Here is an 18,135-nt window from a genome sequence, read left to right as displayed (position 1 = left end):
TCGAAGGCTGTTTGTCTCAAACCAAGTGGCGAGTCAGCGGAATTCGCGACCTCGCCGGTGGTTGGCCTGGATCAGGCAGATTGAGCGGCGTTCTTGATCAAGTTGTTCAAGCGGCTCTTGGTGCGAGCGGCAGCGTTCTTGTGGATCAAGTTATTCGCTGCGGCACGATCCAGCTTCTTTTGAGCGATTTTGAACTCGTTCTTGGCGGTCTCCAAATCGTTGTTGTCGACAGCTTCACGGACACGACGAATCGTCGAACGCATGTTTGTACGGGTGGCACGATTCAGCAAACGACGTTTTTCGTTTTGACGCAGACGTTTCGAGGCGCTTGAAGTGTTTGGCATTTCGCTCGGAGTGTCCGGCGGACACGCAATGGTAGGGAACGGATCAAATTGGTCAAAATTTGGAATCGAGGAGTATGACGTGCAATCAGCCGACTGTCCAGGTCAACGGAGAAGTTCCATAATCTTGTTTTCCAACCCATTTATCGCGTCAAAGCTGCAACTCCTTGAATTCTGAACGCTCTCTTTCTGAAACATCGTCTGGATTCGTCGCATTGGTGGGGGCTGGTCCGGGACATCCGGGATTGCTGACCCTTCGCGGTCAGGAGTGTCTGCAGGAATGTGACGTCGTGCTGTACGACGGGCTGAGCAACGTCGAGATGCTGGTCCACGCCCCGCAAGCGGTCCACCAAAGCGTTGGAAAACACGGGCAATCGCGAATTTGGAAGCAGGACGAGATCATCGCCGAGATGCTCCGGCATGCTCAAGCGGGGCGGCATGTCGTGCGGCTCAAAGGGGGCGACCCGGCCGTTTTTGCTCGGACCAGCGAAGAGGTCAACGCGTTGAAGGCCGAGGGCATCCCGTTTGAAATCGTTCCGGGAATCACGGCGGCCTTGGCGGCGGGGTCCTACGCGGGAATTCCGATCACCCATCGCGGGATCGCATCGGCGGTGGCTCTGGTCACCGGGCATGAAGAGCCGGGCAAGGCGAAATCGGACTTGGATTGGCCGGCATTGGCGAGATTTCCTGGCACGCTGGTGATTTACATGGGGGTCACGACGGCCAAGCAATGGACGGAGGCGTTGATCGCGGGCGGCAAGGATCCGAAAACACCGTGTGCGATCCTCCGGCGTTGCAGTTTGCCCGATCAGCAGAAAATCCAGTGCCGCTTGGACGAGGTCGCTGGTCATCTGACTCCCGCCAGTCAGTTTCGGCCGCCTGTGATCACGATTGTCGGTGAAGTCACGGGATTGGCCGAGTCGATGGATTGGTTCAGTCGTCGGCCGCTCTCCGGGAAGCGTGTTTTGGTGACGCGGCCGAGGGATCAAGCCCAGGCCTTGGCCAGACCGCTGGAAGAACTGGGGGCGAATGTGATCGTTCAGCCCGCCATTGAAATTGCTCCGCCCGATGATTGGTCGGACGTGGATGCTGCGATCGAGCAGATTGACTCGTTTGATTCGCTGGTGTTCAGCAGTCGGAACGGCGTGAAGTTCTTTTTGGATCGGTTGTGGGAGCAAGGCCGCGATTTGCGTTGCCTGGGCGGACTCAAAATCGCGGTGGTCGGTGATGCGACGGCCGCGGTGTTGGCCGCCTCTCACCTGCGAGCGGATTGGATTCCGGAAACGTTTGATGCCGACGCGTTGCTGGAAACGTTGCTTCAGGTCCAGCCTTCCCTGCGTTCCACGTTGATCGTGCGAACCCAACGCGGACGGGATGTCGTCGCCGATGGGCTTCGAAGCCTCGGGACGAACGTTTGCGAAGTGGTCGCCTATCAAAATCGAGACGTGCCGGAAATGGATCCGATCACACGAGCCAAATTGAACGAGCAACCGTTGGACTGGGTGACATTGACCAGTCCGGCGACGGCACGGAACGTTCATCGTTGGTTGGGCGAATCGATTGGAGACACCAAGGTGGCGGTGATCAGTCCACTGACCGCGGAAGCGGTTCACGAATTGGGATGGCGAGTCGACGCGATCGCTTCGTCGGCCACAATGCAATCTTTGACCCAAGCGATTCTTGACGCGGAGACAACATGATTCCCAAACGCTACCGCCAAATGCACGCCGACCATCCGGAGTACATGCGAGCTTACGAGGACTTGGGCAAAGCTGCTCGCCAGTCCGGTCCGCTGAGTGACCGAGAGGTGGCGCTGGTCAAGCTGGCGATTTCACTGGGAGCGGGCTTGGAAGGCGCAGCTCACTCGCATTGTCGCAAAGCCTTGGAAGCCGGGTGCACGCCGGATGACTTGCGACACGTGGCGATGCTCTCCGCCCCGACGATCGGATTTCCCACGATGATGCGAGCGAAGTCATGGGTGGAAGATGTGATTGAACCCAAGCCGATGTGATGGCTTGGTTTCTTGAATCATTTCAGATTCAAGAGGCGTCCCCGCTTCAAAGCGTGACCCAGCCTGGACGAGTGGGGCGGCTGCCGCGTTGGCGGTGGGTGGCTTGCAGAGAGGGCATCCACAACAAGTGCTGAGCGATGGTGATCAGCGATTTGGGGTCGATGGGTTGGAAGAGGCAATGCGTGGGCGCGATCTCGACTTCGGTTTTCTTTTCCAAGCCCGCCCATTTGGAATCCGCCAGCAACACGACCGGCAAGTTTTGAAATGCTGGAAGGTGACGGATCTGTTGGACAATCGCCAGCACGCTCATCGGATCGTCGGCGACATCCCAGATCAGCAGATCGATCTCAGAACTCTTGGAAGATGTCTGGGCGGACGGCCCGACCTGACCGGGTTGTGGGTGGCGTTCGTCGAGTCGCGTTTGAAGCGTGGGAGGAGCGGATGAGTCCTCGGTGAATTCCAGTTCAAACGCTTTCAACACGGCATCGGCGGTGCGAGCACAGATGCAACGCATCCCTTCATGATGCAAGACGCCGGCGGTGGCCAGCAGCGAAAGCGGTTTGGGATCCGCCACGACCACGGTCGACGTGGTCGACTTCGATCCCGAGTTGGTGGGATCGGGATGGGGGCTGGCGGCAGGTGAGCCGGATTCGTCAGCAGGAGTGGAGGACATCAAACGACCCGAAACAGCAACGGAAGCAATTGGCATAGCAAACGAATCACAAAAATCATTGTGATTCGGGGCTCAGCGGTGTCCTCATTCCGGGAGAATGAGCCTGCGGTCGCGATGAAGGCAGACCGCTGATGAGAATCCGAAATACGCCATCGGGGCCCGTTCTGCAAGCTCAGAAGCTGCCTTTCGGTGGGCAAGTTTGCTTTGCTAGGGTCGAACCATGATTGGCGAATACAAAATCAACCGAACCACCCGGCGCTGCAGCGTTGGCGATCGTCCGCTGGAACCTGGCGAGGTTTATTATTCGGTCGTCATGGAAGCCGACGAGGACTTCAAGCGGATCGACATTGCTGCGGACGCTTGGACGGGCCCACCAGAGGAAACCATCGGATGGTGGAAGAACCGGGTGCCGCGAGCGGAGGAGAAGAAGCGTGAAATCGCTCCTCCTGAGGTGTTGGTTGAACTGTTGCGATCGATGGCGGGACAACCTGCGGCGGCGAAGAGTCGATTCTTGCTGGCCTTGTTGTTGCTCCGCAAACGGCATCTGAAAACGATCGAGCCCACGGCGACGGGGTCACCGATCGGTGCACCGCAGCAAGATCCACCCGAAGAGGGTTCGCGGGACGCTGCCGAAGCAACGCTGTCCGCCAAGAAATCACGAGAGACGATGTTGTTGATGTCCAATTTGGACCAGTCAACGATGGAGGTCGAGGTGGTCGGGATTGGGCCTTCCGAAGCCAAAACACTGCAAGATGAATTGATCGATCTGATTTACCGTGACGTCGACGAACTCCCTGAATGAGAATTGACGCCGATGCTTTCCAGGTTCCCTTTGCCCGCTTTGATTCGCATGCTTGACCGCCAATTCGCCTGGGTCGGCGTGATGTCGATGATGGGGTTGCTGTCGTTGGCCACGGGTTGCGTTCGAGCGGTTTCGAACACGCCGTTTCCGGCTCCGCCTGTCGTGCTCAACGCGTCCCCTGACATTCATCAGCTGGCCGCGGCGGTCAATCGAACCGACGCGATTCAGCAGCTTTCGACAAACTCGGCGAAGGTCGACGTGTTGTCGATGCCAGCCGTTCCGAAGCTCAACGCAACGGTCAATGTGCAACGTGAAAAACGATTTCGGATGAAGGCCAGTGTGCCGATCATCATGGGAGCCGGCATTGATCTGGGCAGCAACGAGAACGAGTTCTGGTTCGAAGTCCCGGACAACATGACCCAGACGTTGTACTACGCGAATCATGAACAATACGCGAGGCAACTCAACCGTGCGATCTTGCCGGTGGACCCGACTTGGTTGATCGAGGCCATTGGGTTGGCCCGACTGGATCCGGCCACCGTGCTCAGTGGGCCCGTGATTCGGAGCGATGGTTTGATCGAGGTGCGGACATCGATGCAGACGCCGTCGGGCATGTATCAGCGGGTTGTGTTCATCGAGCCATCGGCGGGATACATCACCAATCTGTTTTTGTATTCCCCGGATGGTCGTCAAGTCGCCAAGAGCGTCGCGTCGGACCACCGTTTCAATGAAACGGTCAACGTCGTTTTGCCTCACCGTGTCAAAATCGAGTTGTTCCCCGCTGCGGGGCCGCCTCTGGCGATGCAGTTGGAAGTGGCTTCTTACACGGTCAACCAATTGTTGTCGGGCGATCCGGAATTGTTCACCATGCCGACGACCACCACGACCAAAGTGGACTTGGTTCAGATGGCGGGGATCGGATCGCCGGGAGGATTCGGAAGCAATGCGTCGGGCGCGATGGGATACAGTTCCGCGACGACGGGCCCGATCGTGCCGGCTGCGGAAGCCCCTTGGACGCGCCCACCGGGATTGCCTGGGACGGCCGCGGCGTATTCCGCCAACGCTCCCACGGGACCACCGCTTCGCGGCATTCGCTACGAATGAGTCGGCTTGGCTTGCAACGGTTGGCCCGGTATTCGCTCATGCCTGGAATTCAGATCCTGGGGCTGATTGTTGCCAAAGCGACAGCCGCACGGTCCAATGACAGTTCCAATTTCGTAACACAGGGTGGGCCCCAGTACAGGGACGAATGAGCGACCGCGAAACCGAAGTCAATGACGAACCCCTCGACGATGAGAGTGCCGCCTCGGATGTCGAGGCGTCCTCCAAGTCGGCGGTTTCACCGAAGGTGCTGCAGGATTTCACCCAAGGGTTCCGTCAAGCCGCCCGGAAGGTCAAGACGTTCCCGCAATCGCCGGGCGTGTATTTGATGAAGGATTGCGCTGGCGTGGTGATCTACGTCGGCAAAGCCAAGAACCTTCGATCGCGGGCGAGCAGCTACTTTTTGAAAGCTGCCAGCGAGGACGCTCGCACGGCCGATTGGATTGGCGACATCGCTGACATCGACTTTGTGGAAACGGAAAGCGAAGTCGACGCGTTGTTGATGGAATCGCGGTTGATCAAGGACATCCAACCGCGAAACAACAAAGAGCTAAAGGACGACAAGTCGTTTCCGTACCTGATGATCACCACGCGAGAGGAGTTCCCGCGGGTGGAAGTGACCCGGGAACCGCAGTCCAAGGGCGTGAAGCTTTACGGACCGTTCACCAGCGCGGGGGCTCTGCGCGGCGCGATCCAGGTGATGCAGCGGATCTTTAAGTTTCGAACGTGTTCGCTGGACATCAGCGAGTCCGACGAGCGGTGGCAGTGGTTTCGGCCGTGTCTGCTGGCGAGCATCAATCAATGCACCGCGCCGTGCAACTTTCGAATCAGCAAAGAAGATTACCGCCGCGACATCAAGCGATTGCAAACGTTTCTGGATGGTGGGAAGACGAAGCTGCTGCGTGAGATGCGAAGCGAGATGAAGGAGGCCAGCAAGGCATTGGACTTTGAACGAGCCGCTGTGCTTCGCGACGAGATCAACATGATCGAGCGTTTAGAAGAGCGGGGCGACTTGGACACCAATGCTCAGCCTGAAGTCTTTTACATCGATCCTCAAAAGGGATTGGCTGGCCTGAAGAAGGTGTTGGGACTGTCAGAGACGCCGCGTGTGATCGAAGGCGTCGACATCGCGCACTTGGGTGGGAACGAAACCGTTGCTAGTCTCGTCCAATTCATTGACGGGTTGCCGTTCAAGCCCGGATACCGGCGATTTCGCATTCAGGAAGTCAAAGGCATCGATGACTACCGTAGCATTTACGAGGTTGTTTCTCGACGTTTTCGTGGGTTGTCGGATCGTCAAGAATCGTTTCCCGACGTGTTGTTGATCGATGGTGGCAAGGGGCAGCTCAACGCGGCGATGGCGGCGTTTCGAGATCAAGACATCCAACCGCCGACCGTGATCAGCCTTGCAAAACGCGATGAAGAGATTTTTCGACCGGGGATCTCTGAACCCTTGAAGCTGAGCAAAAACGCGTTTGCATTGCGGTTGTTACAGTATGTTCGCGACGAATCTCACCGGTTTGCCCAACACTACCATCACATTTTACGTAGTAAATCCAGTCTCGAGCGGTGAACCTTTCCGAGTGCGAAGGGTCCGTTATGAGAGTAAAATGGAGTCGACGACTCCGCTTCCAACCTTTTCAACCAAGGCACCCTCTCCCTCGTGTCAGATAAACACATCACCCTGCACGACGACGCTCCCGAACGTAGCATTTTGGCTCGTTTGATCCTGCCTGACACCGTGGTCGAAGAAGACCCGTTGGAAGAACTGCACGGGCTGGCGACCACCTCGGGGACCGAAGTGGTCGACGAGTTGATTCAGCGTCGATCCACCCCCGACCACTCCACCTATTTGGGCAAAGGCAAAGTCGAAGAGCTGCGTTTGATGGTCGAACGCCATGAAGCCGACGTGGTCGTCTTCGACAACGATCTGAGCCCCGCTCAAATTCGCAACTTGGAAAAGAAGATCAATGCGAAGGTGATCGATCGAACGGAGTTGATCCTGGACATCTTTGCCGCCGGAGCACGAACGCACGAATCGCGTTTGGCCGTTGAGTTGGCTCAGTTGGAATACTCGCTGCCACGGCTCAAACGCATGTGGACCCACCTTTCGCGTCAGTCGATGGGCGTGGGGATGCGTGGTCCAGGTGAAAAACAGTTGGAGGTTGACCGCCGGTTGGCCCAAAAACGCATTCACGATTTGAAGACCGAACTGAAGAGCGTGGAGCTGAGGCGGGAACGCCAGGTCGCGGCTCGGTCGGATTCACCGACGGTGTCGTTGGTCGGGTACACCAACGCGGGCAAGAGCACGTTGATGAACGCTCTGACCGATGCCGGCGTGATGGCTCAAGACAAACTGTTTGCGACCCTGGACACTCGCACGCGACGTTGGCATCTGCCGGAATGGGGGCATGTGTTGCTCAGCGACACGGTTGGTTTCATTCGCGATTTGCCTCACTCGTTGGTTGCCAGTTTTAAATCGACGTTGGAAGAAACTCGTCAAGCGGAATTGTTGCTGCACGTGGCGGACGCCAGCAGCCCTCAGGTTTTCGAGCAGATCAGCGCGGTGTATCAGGTGCTCGAAGAGCTGGGCATCGAAGCGAAGGACACGTTGTTGGTGCTCAACAAGATTGATGCCATCACCAGCCCGCGAATTTTGAATCGGGTGCTGGATCGTTACCCGAATGCCATTCCTGTCAGTGCGAGGTCGCATTCCGGTTTGAAGCCATTGGCTCAAGCGGTTGGCGAAGCCCTGTCTCGCGAGTTTCTGGATGTGGAGATTGTGGTGGCGCATCACGATGGCAAGCTGCTGTCGTTTCTCTCCGCAACAGGCAAAATCGAATCGCGTGAGTTTGGAAACGACCATGTCACCGTGCGGGTTCGGATGCCAGCCTCGGCAATGGGAACCGTTCATCGCAGTGCGTTGAGGGTGACACCCACGACGCTTGAAATGTGGAAGCAAACCGCGTCGGAAGATGACCCCAAGCCATCCGAGGAGGATTCTGTGGAAGAGTCTGTCGAGCGTTCGAGCGACGTGGCTTGAACATGCCGTTGCCCTTTCAGCAGGTTTGGAGTCCCGAGGATGCTGTGACCATCGTCACGGGGGCGAGCAGTGGAATCGGATTTGAACTGACACGAATGTTGGTGGAAGAAGGAGCTCATGTCGTCGCCGTCGCTCGGCGCCAGCAACGGTTGACAGAGCTCGCCAACGCAACGTCGTGTCCGGAACGTGTGCACTGCATTGTTGGTGATGTGACGGACGCATCCACTCGTGAAAAAGCCATGGCAGCGGCGGATTCGCTTCGCGATGGCCGATTGGATTTGTTGGTCAACAATGCGGGCGTGGGCGCGATCGGGCCGTTCGCGGAAGCATCGCCTGAACGCATGCGGCGGGTGATGGAGGTGAACTTTTTCGCGCCCGTGGATTGGACTCGCGACGCTCTGCCTCGGTTGCGTCAGGCGGCTCAGGAAGGAGGGCATCCTGTGATCTGCAACATCGGCAGCGTGTTGGGGCACCGAGCGGTGCCGGACAAAAGCGAGTACTGTGCCAGCAAGTTTGCGCTGCACGGTTGGAACGATTCGCTTCGAGCCGAATTGGTAGGCGATGGGATCGGCGTGACGTTGGTCAGCCCCAGCACCACTCGCAGCGAGTTCTTTGACTCGTTGGTTGAGACGGACCCGGGGCAGAAGTCTGCTAGTGTTGGCAGTTGGCCGCCCACACGAGTTGCTCAGGCAGCGTTGCTGGCGATCAAACGTGGGCGTAGCGAAGTGATCTTGAGCCTGGGTGGCAAAGCGTTGGTTTACGCTGATCGAATGTCGCCGCCGGTGATGAACGGCCTCTTGGCCAAACGTGGACGCTGAACCGTTCGCTGGCAGGGTCGCGAAAGACTTGGATCAGTCGCGATCGGTCGGCGAGTAACCGTCTTAGTACGGTGCCACTGGGGACGGCGTTCCTTGACCGGTTGGGTAGGGAGCGAACTGGTTGGTGCCGGCCGCTGGGTTCGGGCCACGGTTGTGTCCGCCGCCGCGTGGATGCCCCGGTCCACCTGGATTGGTCCCCGGACCGCCATGCTGTGGCCCACCGGGATTGGGGCCCTGCCCGTTGGAGCCCCGTCCATTGAAGCCCTGTCCGTTGAAGCCAGCGCCGGGGCCGTACTGTGTGGGGGCGTTCCAGCCGTATCCACCACCCAATCCGATGTTCAAGCCACCGTAGGGCTGGCCCCAGTTCGGATAGGGAGTGCTGTAAGGTCGATATGGAAAACGCCATTCGCCATAGGGGCGAACGGGGTCGCCCCACTCTTCGACTCGGTGGTAGTTGTCCGCCGATTGCCCGTAGGCAAGTGTGCTGCGGTAGTGGGTGTAACCACTGGTTCGGAGCGGCTGAGAGATCGCTGTGGTGGGGGCGTCGATCGGAGCAAACTGAGCGACGCGTTGGCCGGTTGCAACGTCGTGCGTGTAGGTGCTGGGCAGTGCCAACCAGTCGGCCGAGACGGATGGCGATTCGCCTGCAAGGGCGATCGTGGCGAGACACAGAAGGGCTGGGACGAGCGATTTCATAGACGCCAACGTAGTTCGCATTTGGCGATCAGGTCGGGCGTCGTAGAAAAATCAATCTGGGAATGTCTCTGCGAGACAGCCTGATCGTTGCAATCGATACAAACGGAAGCCCTTGCCGGGCCGACGCTACGGTTGGAGGTTGAAACGAGGGTGGCGGCTGCGAATCAGTTCGCTCTCGTAAGCCCGCCGGACCGTGATTTTCTTCGCGGGTGAATCGTTTGGAAACGCGTGCAATTCCAAGGTCACTGGGTTGGCTTCGGAATCGCTGAGCACTTTTGACAAGCCAGCGTTGTGGCTGCCACGGAGGTGGTCACCGATACGGTCTCGCAAACGAACCGCTTCACCGATGTAGAGGTACCCGGTCGAGTCGCGAAAAAGGTAAACGCCTGGTGTGTTGGGGAGCGACTCGAGATGGAGTTGGTTGACCGGATGTGTGGTCACGGTTCGATCCCAATCGGCCACGCGGAGGACGAGTTCGGGACGAAGCCGCCTTGATTTGCGAAGTCGTAGAACCGCTCGTCGAACGGTTTCAGCGGAGATGTTTTTCGAGAGTCGTTCGGCTTCTTGCTGCAATTCGGTGCGCATTCTGGGGTCGCAGAGGACATCGTCGATCATGGCATCGTGTCGATCAAGGACCGTCCGGATGGCGATCTCAGCGGTCGGAATGGCGGCGTTGATGGACGCCGACGATTCGCTCGATCGTTGCGTGGTTGGCACATCCAAATCACCGCGTTTGCGAAGTTGCAGCAAGGCTCTTAGGGCTGCTCGCTGTTCGTCAAATTGCGATTCTTGTTTGGGAGCGATGCCCAATTCTTGAAGGAAAGCGTCTCGAAGTTTGTCCTGCAGGATCAATTCATCGCTGCTGAACCCTTGATGGGTTTCGCGAAACGCTTCGCGGATTGACTCGGGAGTGACATCCTTGTGATCGGTCTGATTCGATGGCGAACCGACTCTGGTGGAGGTGGCTTGCGCGAGTGTCGGGCGGGCGTCTTGAGAGGCTGCCATGGCCAGCCACACCGCGAAAAAACAGCGAATCAGGGAGCCTGTGCCTGGAGAGTGATCCGTATGGTTGCGGGGAAGCGCTGGGTTCGAGGAGGTTGGCATGTCAAAGAATTCCGGTCAGGCAATTGGTTTGCATTCTCTCGATTCTAGCAATCATTCGTTGTGCAACGTGCTGCGACCGCTACAGGCGGCGATTCAGCCGGTTTGATTGCCATCATCGGGGCGAGCCGGACGATAGGATCGAAGAAATCAATCACCGGTTTGCGGCATGAGGCCGCTGCCCCCATTTTTGCTTCTAAGTCACGACCGCGGATTTGCGGCCTTTCCCGACTTGGATTGAAGTCAATCGGAAACGGAGTTCGCCACCCATGACAAGAATCAATACCAACGTTTCGTCGCTCGTTGCACAAAACCGCTTGCAGGCTAGCAACGATGACTTGCAAACGGCATTGACTCGGTTGAGCACGGGTTTGCGAATCAACAGTGGTGCGGATGATCCCGCTGGTTTGATTGCCAGTGAGGCCTTGCGAAGCGAAGTGACCAGCCTTGGTCGAGCGATCACCAACACCCGTCGTGCCAGCCAAATCATCAGCACCGCCGACAGTGCCTTGGGGCAGGTCAGCAACCTGCTCAACGATGTTCGCGGTTTGGTGGTGGAAGCAGCCAACAACGGGGCGTTGTCCCAAGAAGAGATCGCTGCCAACCAGTTGCAGATCGACTCTTCTTTGGAAGCGATCAACCGGATTGCACAGACCACGACCTTCCAAGGTCGCAAATTGCTCGATGGTTCGTTGGACTTTGTTTCGACTGCGGGCGGCGTTGATTCGATCCGTGATATCAATATCGACCAAGCAAACCTTGGCATCACCGGCCAGATCGACGTGGAAGTGGTGGTTCAGTCGGAGGCCACCCAAGCGACGGTGACCACAGGTGGTTTCAGTGCCGCATCACAAGCTTCCGTCAGCTTTGGCAGCTCAACGACTGCGGACATCAACGGGGAGGCCATCGATATTGTGGGGCCAGACGGCTTCACCAGCGTCGCCTTCGTCGATGATCCCAACAATTCGAACACGGGGGCTGTGTCCTATGATGACACGACCGGGGTGTTGACCGTCACCGGCAACTTCACGGGTGACTCTTTGAATGTTGGTGAAGCTGACGCAGATGCGAGTGCGGTTGCGATCCAAGGGTTGATCGACGCATTGGATGGGTTCTCTGCTTCGGGAACTGCGGTTGCTGGAACACAAGCGTTGCCCACCGGAGTCACGGCGGACGTCGCCTTCCAAGTCGATGCCATTGTAGAAGGATCGGAATTCAACAATGTTCAGGTCGAGTTTGTGGACCTGAATGATGCGTTGGCCGATGACGCTGCGACCGCATCGTTTGACGAGGAGCAAAAGATTCTGACGGTCACCTATAACTCGCAGGCCGCAACGTCCACCAACCGGGATTACGCAGCGATTGCGACCGCCATTGATGCTGTCCAGGACTCGGAAGGCACCAACCTGTTCACCAGCACCAACAACTCGGGAGCAAACGCATTCGTTGCTCCTGAGTCGCCACTGACGACTGCCAACACGGGTGGCGAAGTGCTTTTGGATGACTTGGTGTTTCAGCTCAACGGAGCCCAGGGAGCCGAAACGTTCAACTTCGCTGGTGGAACCGGACAAGATCAGATTGCAGCCGCGATCAATTTGGTCAGCGACAGCACGGGGATTTCGGCCAGCACAGAGACCGGCGCGTTGACGTTCACTTCGACCGAATACGGGTCGGAAGCGTTGATCAACATTGATGTGATCAATGAGGGGGACTCGGGAACTTTCGAATCGTCTTTGACCGTGGCGCGAGCGACGGGACAGGATATCTCGGCCACCGTCAACGGCGTCGAAGCTGACGGACGTGCCAACACGTTGTCGATCAACACGTCGTCGCTGGACTTGGAAGTGACCGTTGACAACGGGAGTTCCGCCAACTTCTCGTTCTCGATCACGGGTGGTGGAGCGTTGTTCCAGTTGGGACCGGACGTCACCAGCAATCAACAAGCTCGTTTGGGCATCGGAAGCTTGAGCACCGGTCAGCTTGGTGGTGCATCGGGCCGCTTGTACGAACTGGGAAGTGGGCAAGCGAAGAGTTTGACCAACGATGTCAACGGAGCGGCTTCGGTCATCGACGAAGTGATCGACAAAGTCACCAGCCTGCGTGGTCGACTCGGTGCATTCCAAGCCACCAGTCTGGAAAGCAACTTGGTGAGTTTGAACGAGACGCTCGCGAACTTGGAAGAAGCCGAGAGCTCGATCCGTGACGCTGACTTTGCACAAGAGTCGGCGAACTTGACCCGGGCACAGATCCTGGTTCAATCGGGAACCAACGTGCTTTCGTTGGCCAACCAGAACCCACAAAACGTGTTGTCCTTGCTCGGGTAAGATTCGCTTTTGGCCCAGGCAAACTTTTAAGAACGAACGCCACCGGTTCCAAGTCATGGGATCGGTGGCGTTGTTTGTTTGGGAGTGAGCAACGCACGTTCAATCCCTGTCGTGGTGGACGAGCTAAGTAGGCCGGATCAAGGAACGATCTGTCGCCGCTCCGCGGCTTTGGATTGAGGTGGGGGCATCCGCGACGTCGGGTTGAAACCCGACGCTGTCGACTGTCACCGCTCCGCGGTTGTTCGATCAACCGGACACACACAACCAGTCACCCTTGCCCGTCCGAGTGGTGGCTGTCGGCCAAGACCGTCAATCACAACCCGACGCGTGAGCGAGGGACAACCCCCATTCCCACGACGGCCCCATCCGGGGCGACCGTTTGTTTTCCGGTATCAGTCTCTCGGGGCTTCCGCCCCGAGCTAAGCACGACGGCCCCATCCGGGGCGACACCCTGACGCCAGCCACCACTGATTGATCGAACGTTCTGAGGGAGGGTGAATAGAAGGGCTTGGCAAATCGGTACTGCAGGGGGCTTTCGGTATTGGAACCGTTTCGGGAAACGTCACTGTTCCTATGTACAACCGGGGCGAACGCCCAAACGGCTCACATACCCGATGACGTCTGCGTACGCGCTCAGATGTAGAACATCGGGGCGGCGACGTCTTGGCACTCTCGGATGACATCGCCCAGACGGACGCGAGCCAGACGTGCTCGGGATTCCTCAGAGGCTTCGTTCCATCGTCGTTGCAGGGCGCGCTGCGCGTCTGACATGGGTTGGTCACCTCGGTCAGTGGATTCCGTGCATCCAATCGCTTCGGCGATGTCCAGCAACGTGATCGAGTCGGGGTCGACGGCCAAGACGTAGCCGCCCTGGGCGCCACGCACGGCGCGCACCCAGCCGGTGGACTTCAGTGTGCGCAGAATCTGAACCAGATACGGTCCCGGGATGTCGTGGCGCGAGGTGATCTCGGACGTGCGGACCGGTTGCCCGTCGTTGCTGTGCATGGCCAAATCCATCATCGCCAAGCAGGCGTAGTGAACGGCAGCGTTGATCACCATCGCAAAATTCTCCGAGCAGGGGGCAACCGATCTACGTCAATCCGCGGTGTGCAGTCCGCATTCCGTCTTTTGGAATCCCGTCCACCGACCCGCTCGCTCGTCTTCGCCAATTTGGACGGGGCGCGTGCAGGCTTGGCATCCAATGCTCGGGTAACCTTGATCGTGCAACGGGTTGTAAGGAATGTTCTCTTTGGTAATCAGCGACCAAACATCCTTCTTGGTCCAGTTCGCCAGAGGGCTGATTTTCACCAGTTGGAACTTCTTGTCCCAGCCAACGATGGGAGCCTTGGCTCGATCTTCGCTTTGGTCGCGACGGATCGCGCTGGCCCAAGCGTGCCATCCACTGGCCGCCCGGTGCAGGACTCTCAGTTTGCGTTCAAAGCAGCAGCGGTTCGGATCGGTTTGGTAGAGCGGTCCACCGTTGAGAGCTTCGAACTCCTCGACCGTTGTGTCCGGGTACTTGTACTGGACTTCGATGCCATAACGCTGCTTCACCGTCTCGCGAAGATCGAGGGTTTCTTGGAACTGGTAACCGGTTTCCAGATTGAAAATCGGAGTTTCCGGCGCGATGGTCGCCAGCATGTGAATGATCGTCATGCCCTCCGGGCCGAAGGCGGTCGCCATCGTGAATTTGGGAGCGAATCGATCCGCGGCCCACTTCAAAATTTCCTGTGGCGTGGCCGATTCCAGCGACTCACTGTCTCGTTTCAGTTCCGCCAAAAACTCGTCCGTGGGGTTCAGGGGCGGATCGGCTGCCAAGGCGCCACGTTTCATCGGGATGCCCTGAGCGTCGACGTCAGGGCCCGCGGCAGCAGCGTTGTGAGCGATTTCAGCGGGCGTCAGCACGCGCAGAGATGGTTTGGGCACTGACTCATCCGAGGCAGGGGGAGATTCGAATTCAGAGGGGACATCGGTGGGGTTCACCACGGCTGTCTCGTTCAGGCGAATGGGCATTGCGACTCATCTCCAGACCGCCAAAAAAGCCGTCGGAATGACTTTGGAATTGTGAAACCTTACAAACATGATCTGAATGGTCAAGTATCCCCATCGGCCGCCAGCGGGATCCGCTTGAGTCGATCAAAGTGGATCCCCGCGAGTTTGACGTATAATTGGGGTGAGACGCTCTCTTTCGCCGTCTGAGCCAAGGATCTGGAACATGCACGTTTTCCCTCACGCCAACCTGAATCATCGACCCATTTCCCGTCGGAAGACGCGGGGGATGGTGGGGGTGGTGTGCGCGATGGGTCTGGCCGGCATCCCGATGGCGAGCACGACGGCGGACACGCTGCTGCTGAGCACCGGTGGGCAGCTGACCGGCAAAGTCCGCGAAGTCGAGGGCAAGAAAACGCCTTATGTCTTGGTGCAGGTCGATCCAGAACTGTCCGTTGCGATCGCGAAAGCGAATTCGCGGATGATTGTCGGCGAGGAAAAGCTGAGTGAATACCGACGCCATGTCGCGGAAGCTGGTCAAGACGGGCAGGCCCACTACGAGTTGGCGACTTGGTGCAAGCAAAACAACCTGTTGCAGCAACGCCAGTATCATTTGATGAGAACCATTGACTTGCTGCCGGATCATCCCAATGCCAGGGCAGCGCTGGGGTACACGCAGCGTGATGGCAAGTGGATTCTCACGGAAGTTTGGCGACGCAACCAAGGTTTGGTGAAAGACCGCCGGGGACAATGGGTTCTGCCCGAGGTCCTGGCTTGGCGAAAGGCCGCCGATCAGAACGACAAAACCGCCAAGCGTTGGATCAAGACGATCAAGCAACAGTTTTCAAAGATCAAAAATGGCGATGCCGAAGCGATGGCCGAGTTGAACGCGATTGAGGATCCATTGGCGTCACAAGCGATCGCGAAGGAGCTGATCGATTCGCAGAAACGGGGCTCGAGCTTGCGTCCCGTGCGGATGGTGTGGCTGCGGAAATTGATGGAGCTTCGAACCGGCGTGGCGGTGGAGGCGATTGTCCAAACAGGGTTGCTGGAACCGGACGATGTGATTCGCGAAGAAGCCTTGCGTTGGTTGCAATCCAATGAGACCAGTTCAGCGGTAGCGACTTACATGCCGTGGTTGAAGAGCAACAACCCGCAGCAGGTCAAAGCGGCCGCTCGTGCACTCTCGTTCTTTCCCAATTCGGAAGCCGCGTTTGCCTACATCGACGCCTTGATCACGATCGAAGAGCGAACGCAGCAGGTTGGTGGCGGTTCGCGAGCCGGTTTCGACAACCAGGGAGGTGGCGGGTTCTCTCAAGGCAGCAAGCAGGTGGTCATCAAAACGCCACACCGTCACGCGGAAGTCTTGCAGTTGCTTCGGTCGATCGCACCCGACGTCGACTTCGGCTACGACAAATCAGCCTGGAAGAAGTACTTCGCTGATCTGCGTTCACCGCCACGCTCGGATTTGCGACGCGACAGTTGAGTATGAGGCAATCGTGGCCAGACAAAACAAAAACGCCTTGGTGAGCGGGCTCACCAAGGCGTTCGTTGTTTGATTTCGTCGTCGATAACGTTTTATCGCATGTGGGATGGGCACTCTTGCCCGTCAGAGTTGTGGATGTCGGCCAAGAGTGGCCAACCTACAACAAAATCAACAAGCCGTGAGGCCCGGTTGGGTTGTAGAAACCGGTGCTAACGCACGGCGGTTAATATTCATCAACTCGACGGATGATTGCCCGGTCCAATCAGGCGACGGGTTTGACTTCGTAACCAGGACGGTATTCACGACGCAAGAACGGGTTGGCGACGTCGGCGTTTTCACCCACGAATTGTTCCGTCTTGGAATCGTGCGTCAGCATCGGGCCAGACTTCAGTTCCGACAGGTCGGCGCCGTATCGTTTCAGCGATTCGTGCATGTCATCGAGCACGGCTGACCAAGCGGGCAAGTCCGACGCGGAACGAACCTGTTCGTCGTTGTAAGTGCTGGCACAACGCATGGCGACGTTGGCCAGGTTGCACCAACCGGTGCTGTAGTGACCGTTTTCGATCGGGGCGGCCAGGGAGTCGGCTTTGCGACTCTTGACTGCTTCGACGAAGTTGCTGACGTGAGCCGGCACGGTGCTGACATTGGCTTTGAAGGTCCGGATGGTTTTGCCATCCAAGTCGACCGCTTTTCCAGTGCCACGTTGGCCAAGGTAGTAGCCCCCTTCGCAAACGATGACATAGCCACTGTTGGGGCCTGTCATGGGCTTGCCGCCGGGGACTTTCCAGCTGCCTTTTTCGCCCGGTTTGATCGACATGTTGCTCAACGCGATCACGGTCGGGAAGAGTTCGGTTTCGAACAGCGCGAAGTGAGCGTTGGGGGTTTGCCCCGCGTCGTTCCAGGCCATGCGTCCGCCAGCGGCGATCATCTTGGAGGGGGTTGAAACCTGGTCTTGGTAAGCGACGTTGCGAATGTCGTCCAAGATGTGGACACCCCAGTTGCCCATTTCACCGCTGCCGGTGTTCCAGTCCCAGTGCCAATCGTAGTGGAGGCTGTTCCGCATGATGGGTTGGTCTTGAGCAGGGCCAAGCCACAGGTCGTAGTTGACTTCCTTGGGGATCTCGAGTGGCGTGTCGCGTTTGCCGATTGGTCCGCGAACCCCGAGCCGGTTGGCTTGGACGTATTTGATTTCGCCGAGGCCTTTGTCGTTGTGCAGGAACTGGCGAGCTTCCATTTGGATGGGATCGCTGCGCTGTTGAGTTCCCAGTTGAACGATCGCGCCGGACTTCTTGGCGGCTTCAACGACTTGGCGTCCTTCCCACTGCGAGTGCGACAAGGGCTTTTCCACGTACACATCTTTGCCAGCATCGATGGCCCAGATGGCAGCCAAGCAGTGCCAGTGGTTGCAGGTCGTGATGACAACGGCATCGACATTGTCGAGGTCCAAGACTTCCCGCAGATCGGTGTAGGGCTTGGCTCCGAATTTACCTGCCAGGGAAGCGGCTCGCTTTTGATCCGGGTCCGCCACGGCGACCAGTTTGGCCCCGCTGACACCATGGACGGTGCGGGCCAATTCACCGCCGCGTCCGCCGGCACCGAGGACGGCGATGCGGACTTCTTCGTTGGCAGCGGCGCGGAGGGGGCTGCTGAGGGCGACAGTGCCGACTCCTGCTGCCATACCGGCTAGAAATTGACGCCTGCCGAGATTTGAAGTCGAGACTTCACGCATGTTGTAGATCCTATGAAGTGG

General features: G+C 58.0%; 16 protein-coding genes. 9 read left to right on the top strand and 7 right to left on the bottom strand.

Annotated elements, in window-relative coordinates; genetic code table 11:
• Positions 1-71 precede the first annotated feature (71 nt).
• Positions 72-344, bottom strand: coding sequence for a 30S ribosomal protein S20 (gene rpsT / locus RISK_RS14525; protein WP_047815008.1), 273 nt, complete (start codon positions 342-344; stop codon positions 72-74).
• Between the two features lie 164 nt (positions 345-508).
• On the opposite strand from rpsT, the gene cobA reads away from it, so the two are divergent.
• Both cobA and RISK_RS14515 read left to right on the top strand, forming a co-directional pair.
• The gene (gene cobA, locus RISK_RS14520; RefSeq protein WP_047815007.1) at positions 509-2,041 is read left to right on the top strand and encodes a uroporphyrinogen-III C-methyltransferase; all 1,533 of its coding nucleotides are present in this window, start codon (positions 509-511) and stop codon (positions 2,039-2,041) included.
• A complete protein-coding gene (locus tag RISK_RS14515) occupies positions 2,038-2,352 on the top strand; it encodes a carboxymuconolactone decarboxylase family protein (RefSeq protein ID WP_173442674.1) in 315 nt (104 codons plus the stop codon). The genes cobA and RISK_RS14515 overlap by 4 nt, the downstream gene beginning before the upstream one ends.
• Before the next feature lie 46 nt (positions 2,353-2,398).
• On the opposite strand, the gene RISK_RS14510 is transcribed toward RISK_RS14515, so the two are convergent.
• Complete coding sequence (locus RISK_RS14510) at positions 2,399-3,025, bottom strand: hypothetical protein (RefSeq protein WP_173442673.1); 627 nt, start codon at positions 3,023-3,025, stop codon at positions 2,399-2,401.
• 220 nt (positions 3,026-3,245) lie between these two features.
• Between RISK_RS14510 and RISK_RS14505 the strand changes: the two genes are divergently transcribed.
• From RISK_RS14505 to RISK_RS14485, 5 genes are all read left to right on the top strand, one after another.
• Entirely contained in the window at positions 3,246-3,827 is a 582-nt protein-coding gene (locus RISK_RS14505; protein ID WP_047815005.1) for a hypothetical protein, read from the top strand.
• 48 nt (positions 3,828-3,875) lie between these two features.
• Positions 3,876-4,931, top strand: coding sequence for a hypothetical protein (locus RISK_RS14500; protein ID WP_173442672.1), 1,056 nt, complete (start codon positions 3,876-3,878; stop codon positions 4,929-4,931).
• Between the two features lie 145 nt (positions 4,932-5,076).
• Positions 5,077-6,501, top strand: a complete 1,425-nt coding sequence (locus RISK_RS14495; protein WP_047815004.1) for an excinuclease ABC subunit UvrC — start codon at positions 5,077-5,079, stop codon at positions 6,499-6,501.
• 90 nt (positions 6,502-6,591) lie between these two features.
• Positions 6,592-7,971, top strand: coding sequence for a GTPase HflX (gene hflX, locus RISK_RS14490; RefSeq protein WP_047815003.1), 1,380 nt, complete (start codon positions 6,592-6,594; stop codon positions 7,969-7,971).
• 2 nt (positions 7,972-7,973) lie between these two features.
• Positions 7,974-8,789: an SDR family NAD(P)-dependent oxidoreductase gene (locus RISK_RS14485; RefSeq protein ID WP_047815002.1), complete on the top strand. Its 816-nt coding sequence runs from the start codon at positions 7,974-7,976 to the stop codon at positions 8,787-8,789.
• Between the two features lie 63 nt (positions 8,790-8,852).
• Here RISK_RS14485 and RISK_RS14480 read toward each other — a convergent pair whose 3' ends face one another.
• Both RISK_RS14480 and RISK_RS14475 read right to left on the bottom strand, forming a co-directional pair.
• Positions 8,853-9,485, bottom strand: coding sequence for a hypothetical protein (locus RISK_RS14480; RefSeq protein WP_047815001.1), 633 nt, complete (start codon positions 9,483-9,485; stop codon positions 8,853-8,855).
• A 126-nt stretch (positions 9,486-9,611) separates the two neighbouring features.
• Complete coding sequence (locus tag RISK_RS14475; protein WP_236696309.1) at positions 9,612-10,490, bottom strand: GIY-YIG nuclease family protein; 879 nt, start codon at positions 10,488-10,490, stop codon at positions 9,612-9,614.
• Positions 10,491-10,855: 365 nt separating this feature from the next.
• On the opposite strand from RISK_RS14475, the gene RISK_RS14470 reads away from it, so the two are divergent.
• On the top strand, positions 10,856-12,910 hold the full coding sequence (locus RISK_RS14470) for a flagellin (protein ID WP_047815080.1): 2,055 nt from the start codon (positions 10,856-10,858) through the stop codon (positions 12,908-12,910).
• 633 nt (positions 12,911-13,543) lie between these two features.
• Here the strand turns inward: RISK_RS14470 and RISK_RS14465 are convergent.
• Positions 13,544-13,969: an Rrf2 family transcriptional regulator gene (locus tag RISK_RS14465; RefSeq protein WP_047815000.1), complete on the bottom strand. Its 426-nt coding sequence runs from the start codon at positions 13,967-13,969 to the stop codon at positions 13,544-13,546.
• 36 nt (positions 13,970-14,005) lie between these two features.
• Complete coding sequence (locus tag RISK_RS14460; RefSeq protein WP_047814999.1) at positions 14,006-14,923, bottom strand: phosphoadenylyl-sulfate reductase; 918 nt, start codon at positions 14,921-14,923, stop codon at positions 14,006-14,008.
• A gap of 331 nt (positions 14,924-15,254) precedes the next feature.
• Between RISK_RS14460 and RISK_RS14455 the strand changes: the two genes are divergently transcribed.
• Complete coding sequence (locus RISK_RS14455; protein WP_047815079.1) at positions 15,255-16,385, top strand: HEAT repeat domain-containing protein; 1,131 nt, start codon at positions 15,255-15,257, stop codon at positions 16,383-16,385.
• Positions 16,386-16,647: 262 nt separating this feature from the next.
• Here RISK_RS14455 and RISK_RS14450 read toward each other — a convergent pair whose 3' ends face one another.
• Positions 16,648-18,114, bottom strand: a complete 1,467-nt coding sequence (locus RISK_RS14450) for a Gfo/Idh/MocA family protein (protein ID WP_047815078.1) — start codon at positions 18,112-18,114, stop codon at positions 16,648-16,650.
• Positions 18,115-18,135: the final 21 nt, after the last annotated feature.

Origin of the sequence: Rhodopirellula islandica (assembly GCF_001027925.1) — a bacterium.
Classification (GTDB): Bacteria; Planctomycetota; Planctomycetia; order Pirellulales; family Pirellulaceae; genus Rhodopirellula; species Rhodopirellula islandica.
The sequence above is the reverse complement of the archived record's forward strand: the minus strand, read 5'-3'. Positions and strand labels throughout refer to the sequence as shown.

What these genes read in the sequence shown, in the direction of transcription:
- rpsT (WP_047815008.1), bottom strand. Translation starts at nt 344, where the DNA reads ATGCCAAACACTTCAAGCGCCTCGAAACGTCTGCGTCAAAACGAAAAA.
- RISK_RS14515 (WP_173442674.1), top strand. Translation starts at nt 2,038, where the DNA reads ATGATTCCCAAACGCTACCGCCAAATGCACGCCGACCATCCGGAGTAC.
- RISK_RS14510 (WP_173442673.1), bottom strand. Translation starts at nt 3,025, where the DNA reads ATGTCCTCCACTCCTGCTGACGAATCCGGCTCACCTGCCGCCAGCCCC.
- RISK_RS14505 (WP_047815005.1), top strand. Translation starts at nt 3,246, where the DNA reads ATGATTGGCGAATACAAAATCAACCGAACCACCCGGCGCTGCAGCGTT.
- RISK_RS14500 (WP_173442672.1), top strand. Translation starts at nt 3,876, where the DNA reads ATGCTTGACCGCCAATTCGCCTGGGTCGGCGTGATGTCGATGATGGGG.
- RISK_RS14495 (WP_047815004.1), top strand. Translation starts at nt 5,077, where the DNA reads ATGAGCGACCGCGAAACCGAAGTCAATGACGAACCCCTCGACGATGAG.
- RISK_RS14485 (WP_047815002.1), top strand. Translation starts at nt 7,974, where the DNA reads ATGCCGTTGCCCTTTCAGCAGGTTTGGAGTCCCGAGGATGCTGTGACC.
- RISK_RS14480 (WP_047815001.1), bottom strand. Translation starts at nt 9,485, where the DNA reads ATGAAATCGCTCGTCCCAGCCCTTCTGTGTCTCGCCACGATCGCCCTT.
- RISK_RS14475 (WP_236696309.1), bottom strand. Translation starts at nt 10,490, where the DNA reads ATGGCAGCCTCTCAAGACGCCCGCCCGACACTCGCGCAAGCCACCTCC.
- RISK_RS14470 (WP_047815080.1), top strand. Translation starts at nt 10,856, where the DNA reads ATGACAAGAATCAATACCAACGTTTCGTCGCTCGTTGCACAAAACCGC.
- RISK_RS14465 (WP_047815000.1), bottom strand. Translation starts at nt 13,969, where the DNA reads ATGGTGATCAACGCTGCCGTTCACTACGCCTGCTTGGCGATGATGGAT.
- RISK_RS14460 (WP_047814999.1), bottom strand. Translation starts at nt 14,923, where the DNA reads ATGCCCATTCGCCTGAACGAGACAGCCGTGGTGAACCCCACCGATGTC.
- RISK_RS14450 (WP_047815078.1), bottom strand. Translation starts at nt 18,114, where the DNA reads ATGCGTGAAGTCTCGACTTCAAATCTCGGCAGGCGTCAATTTCTAGCC.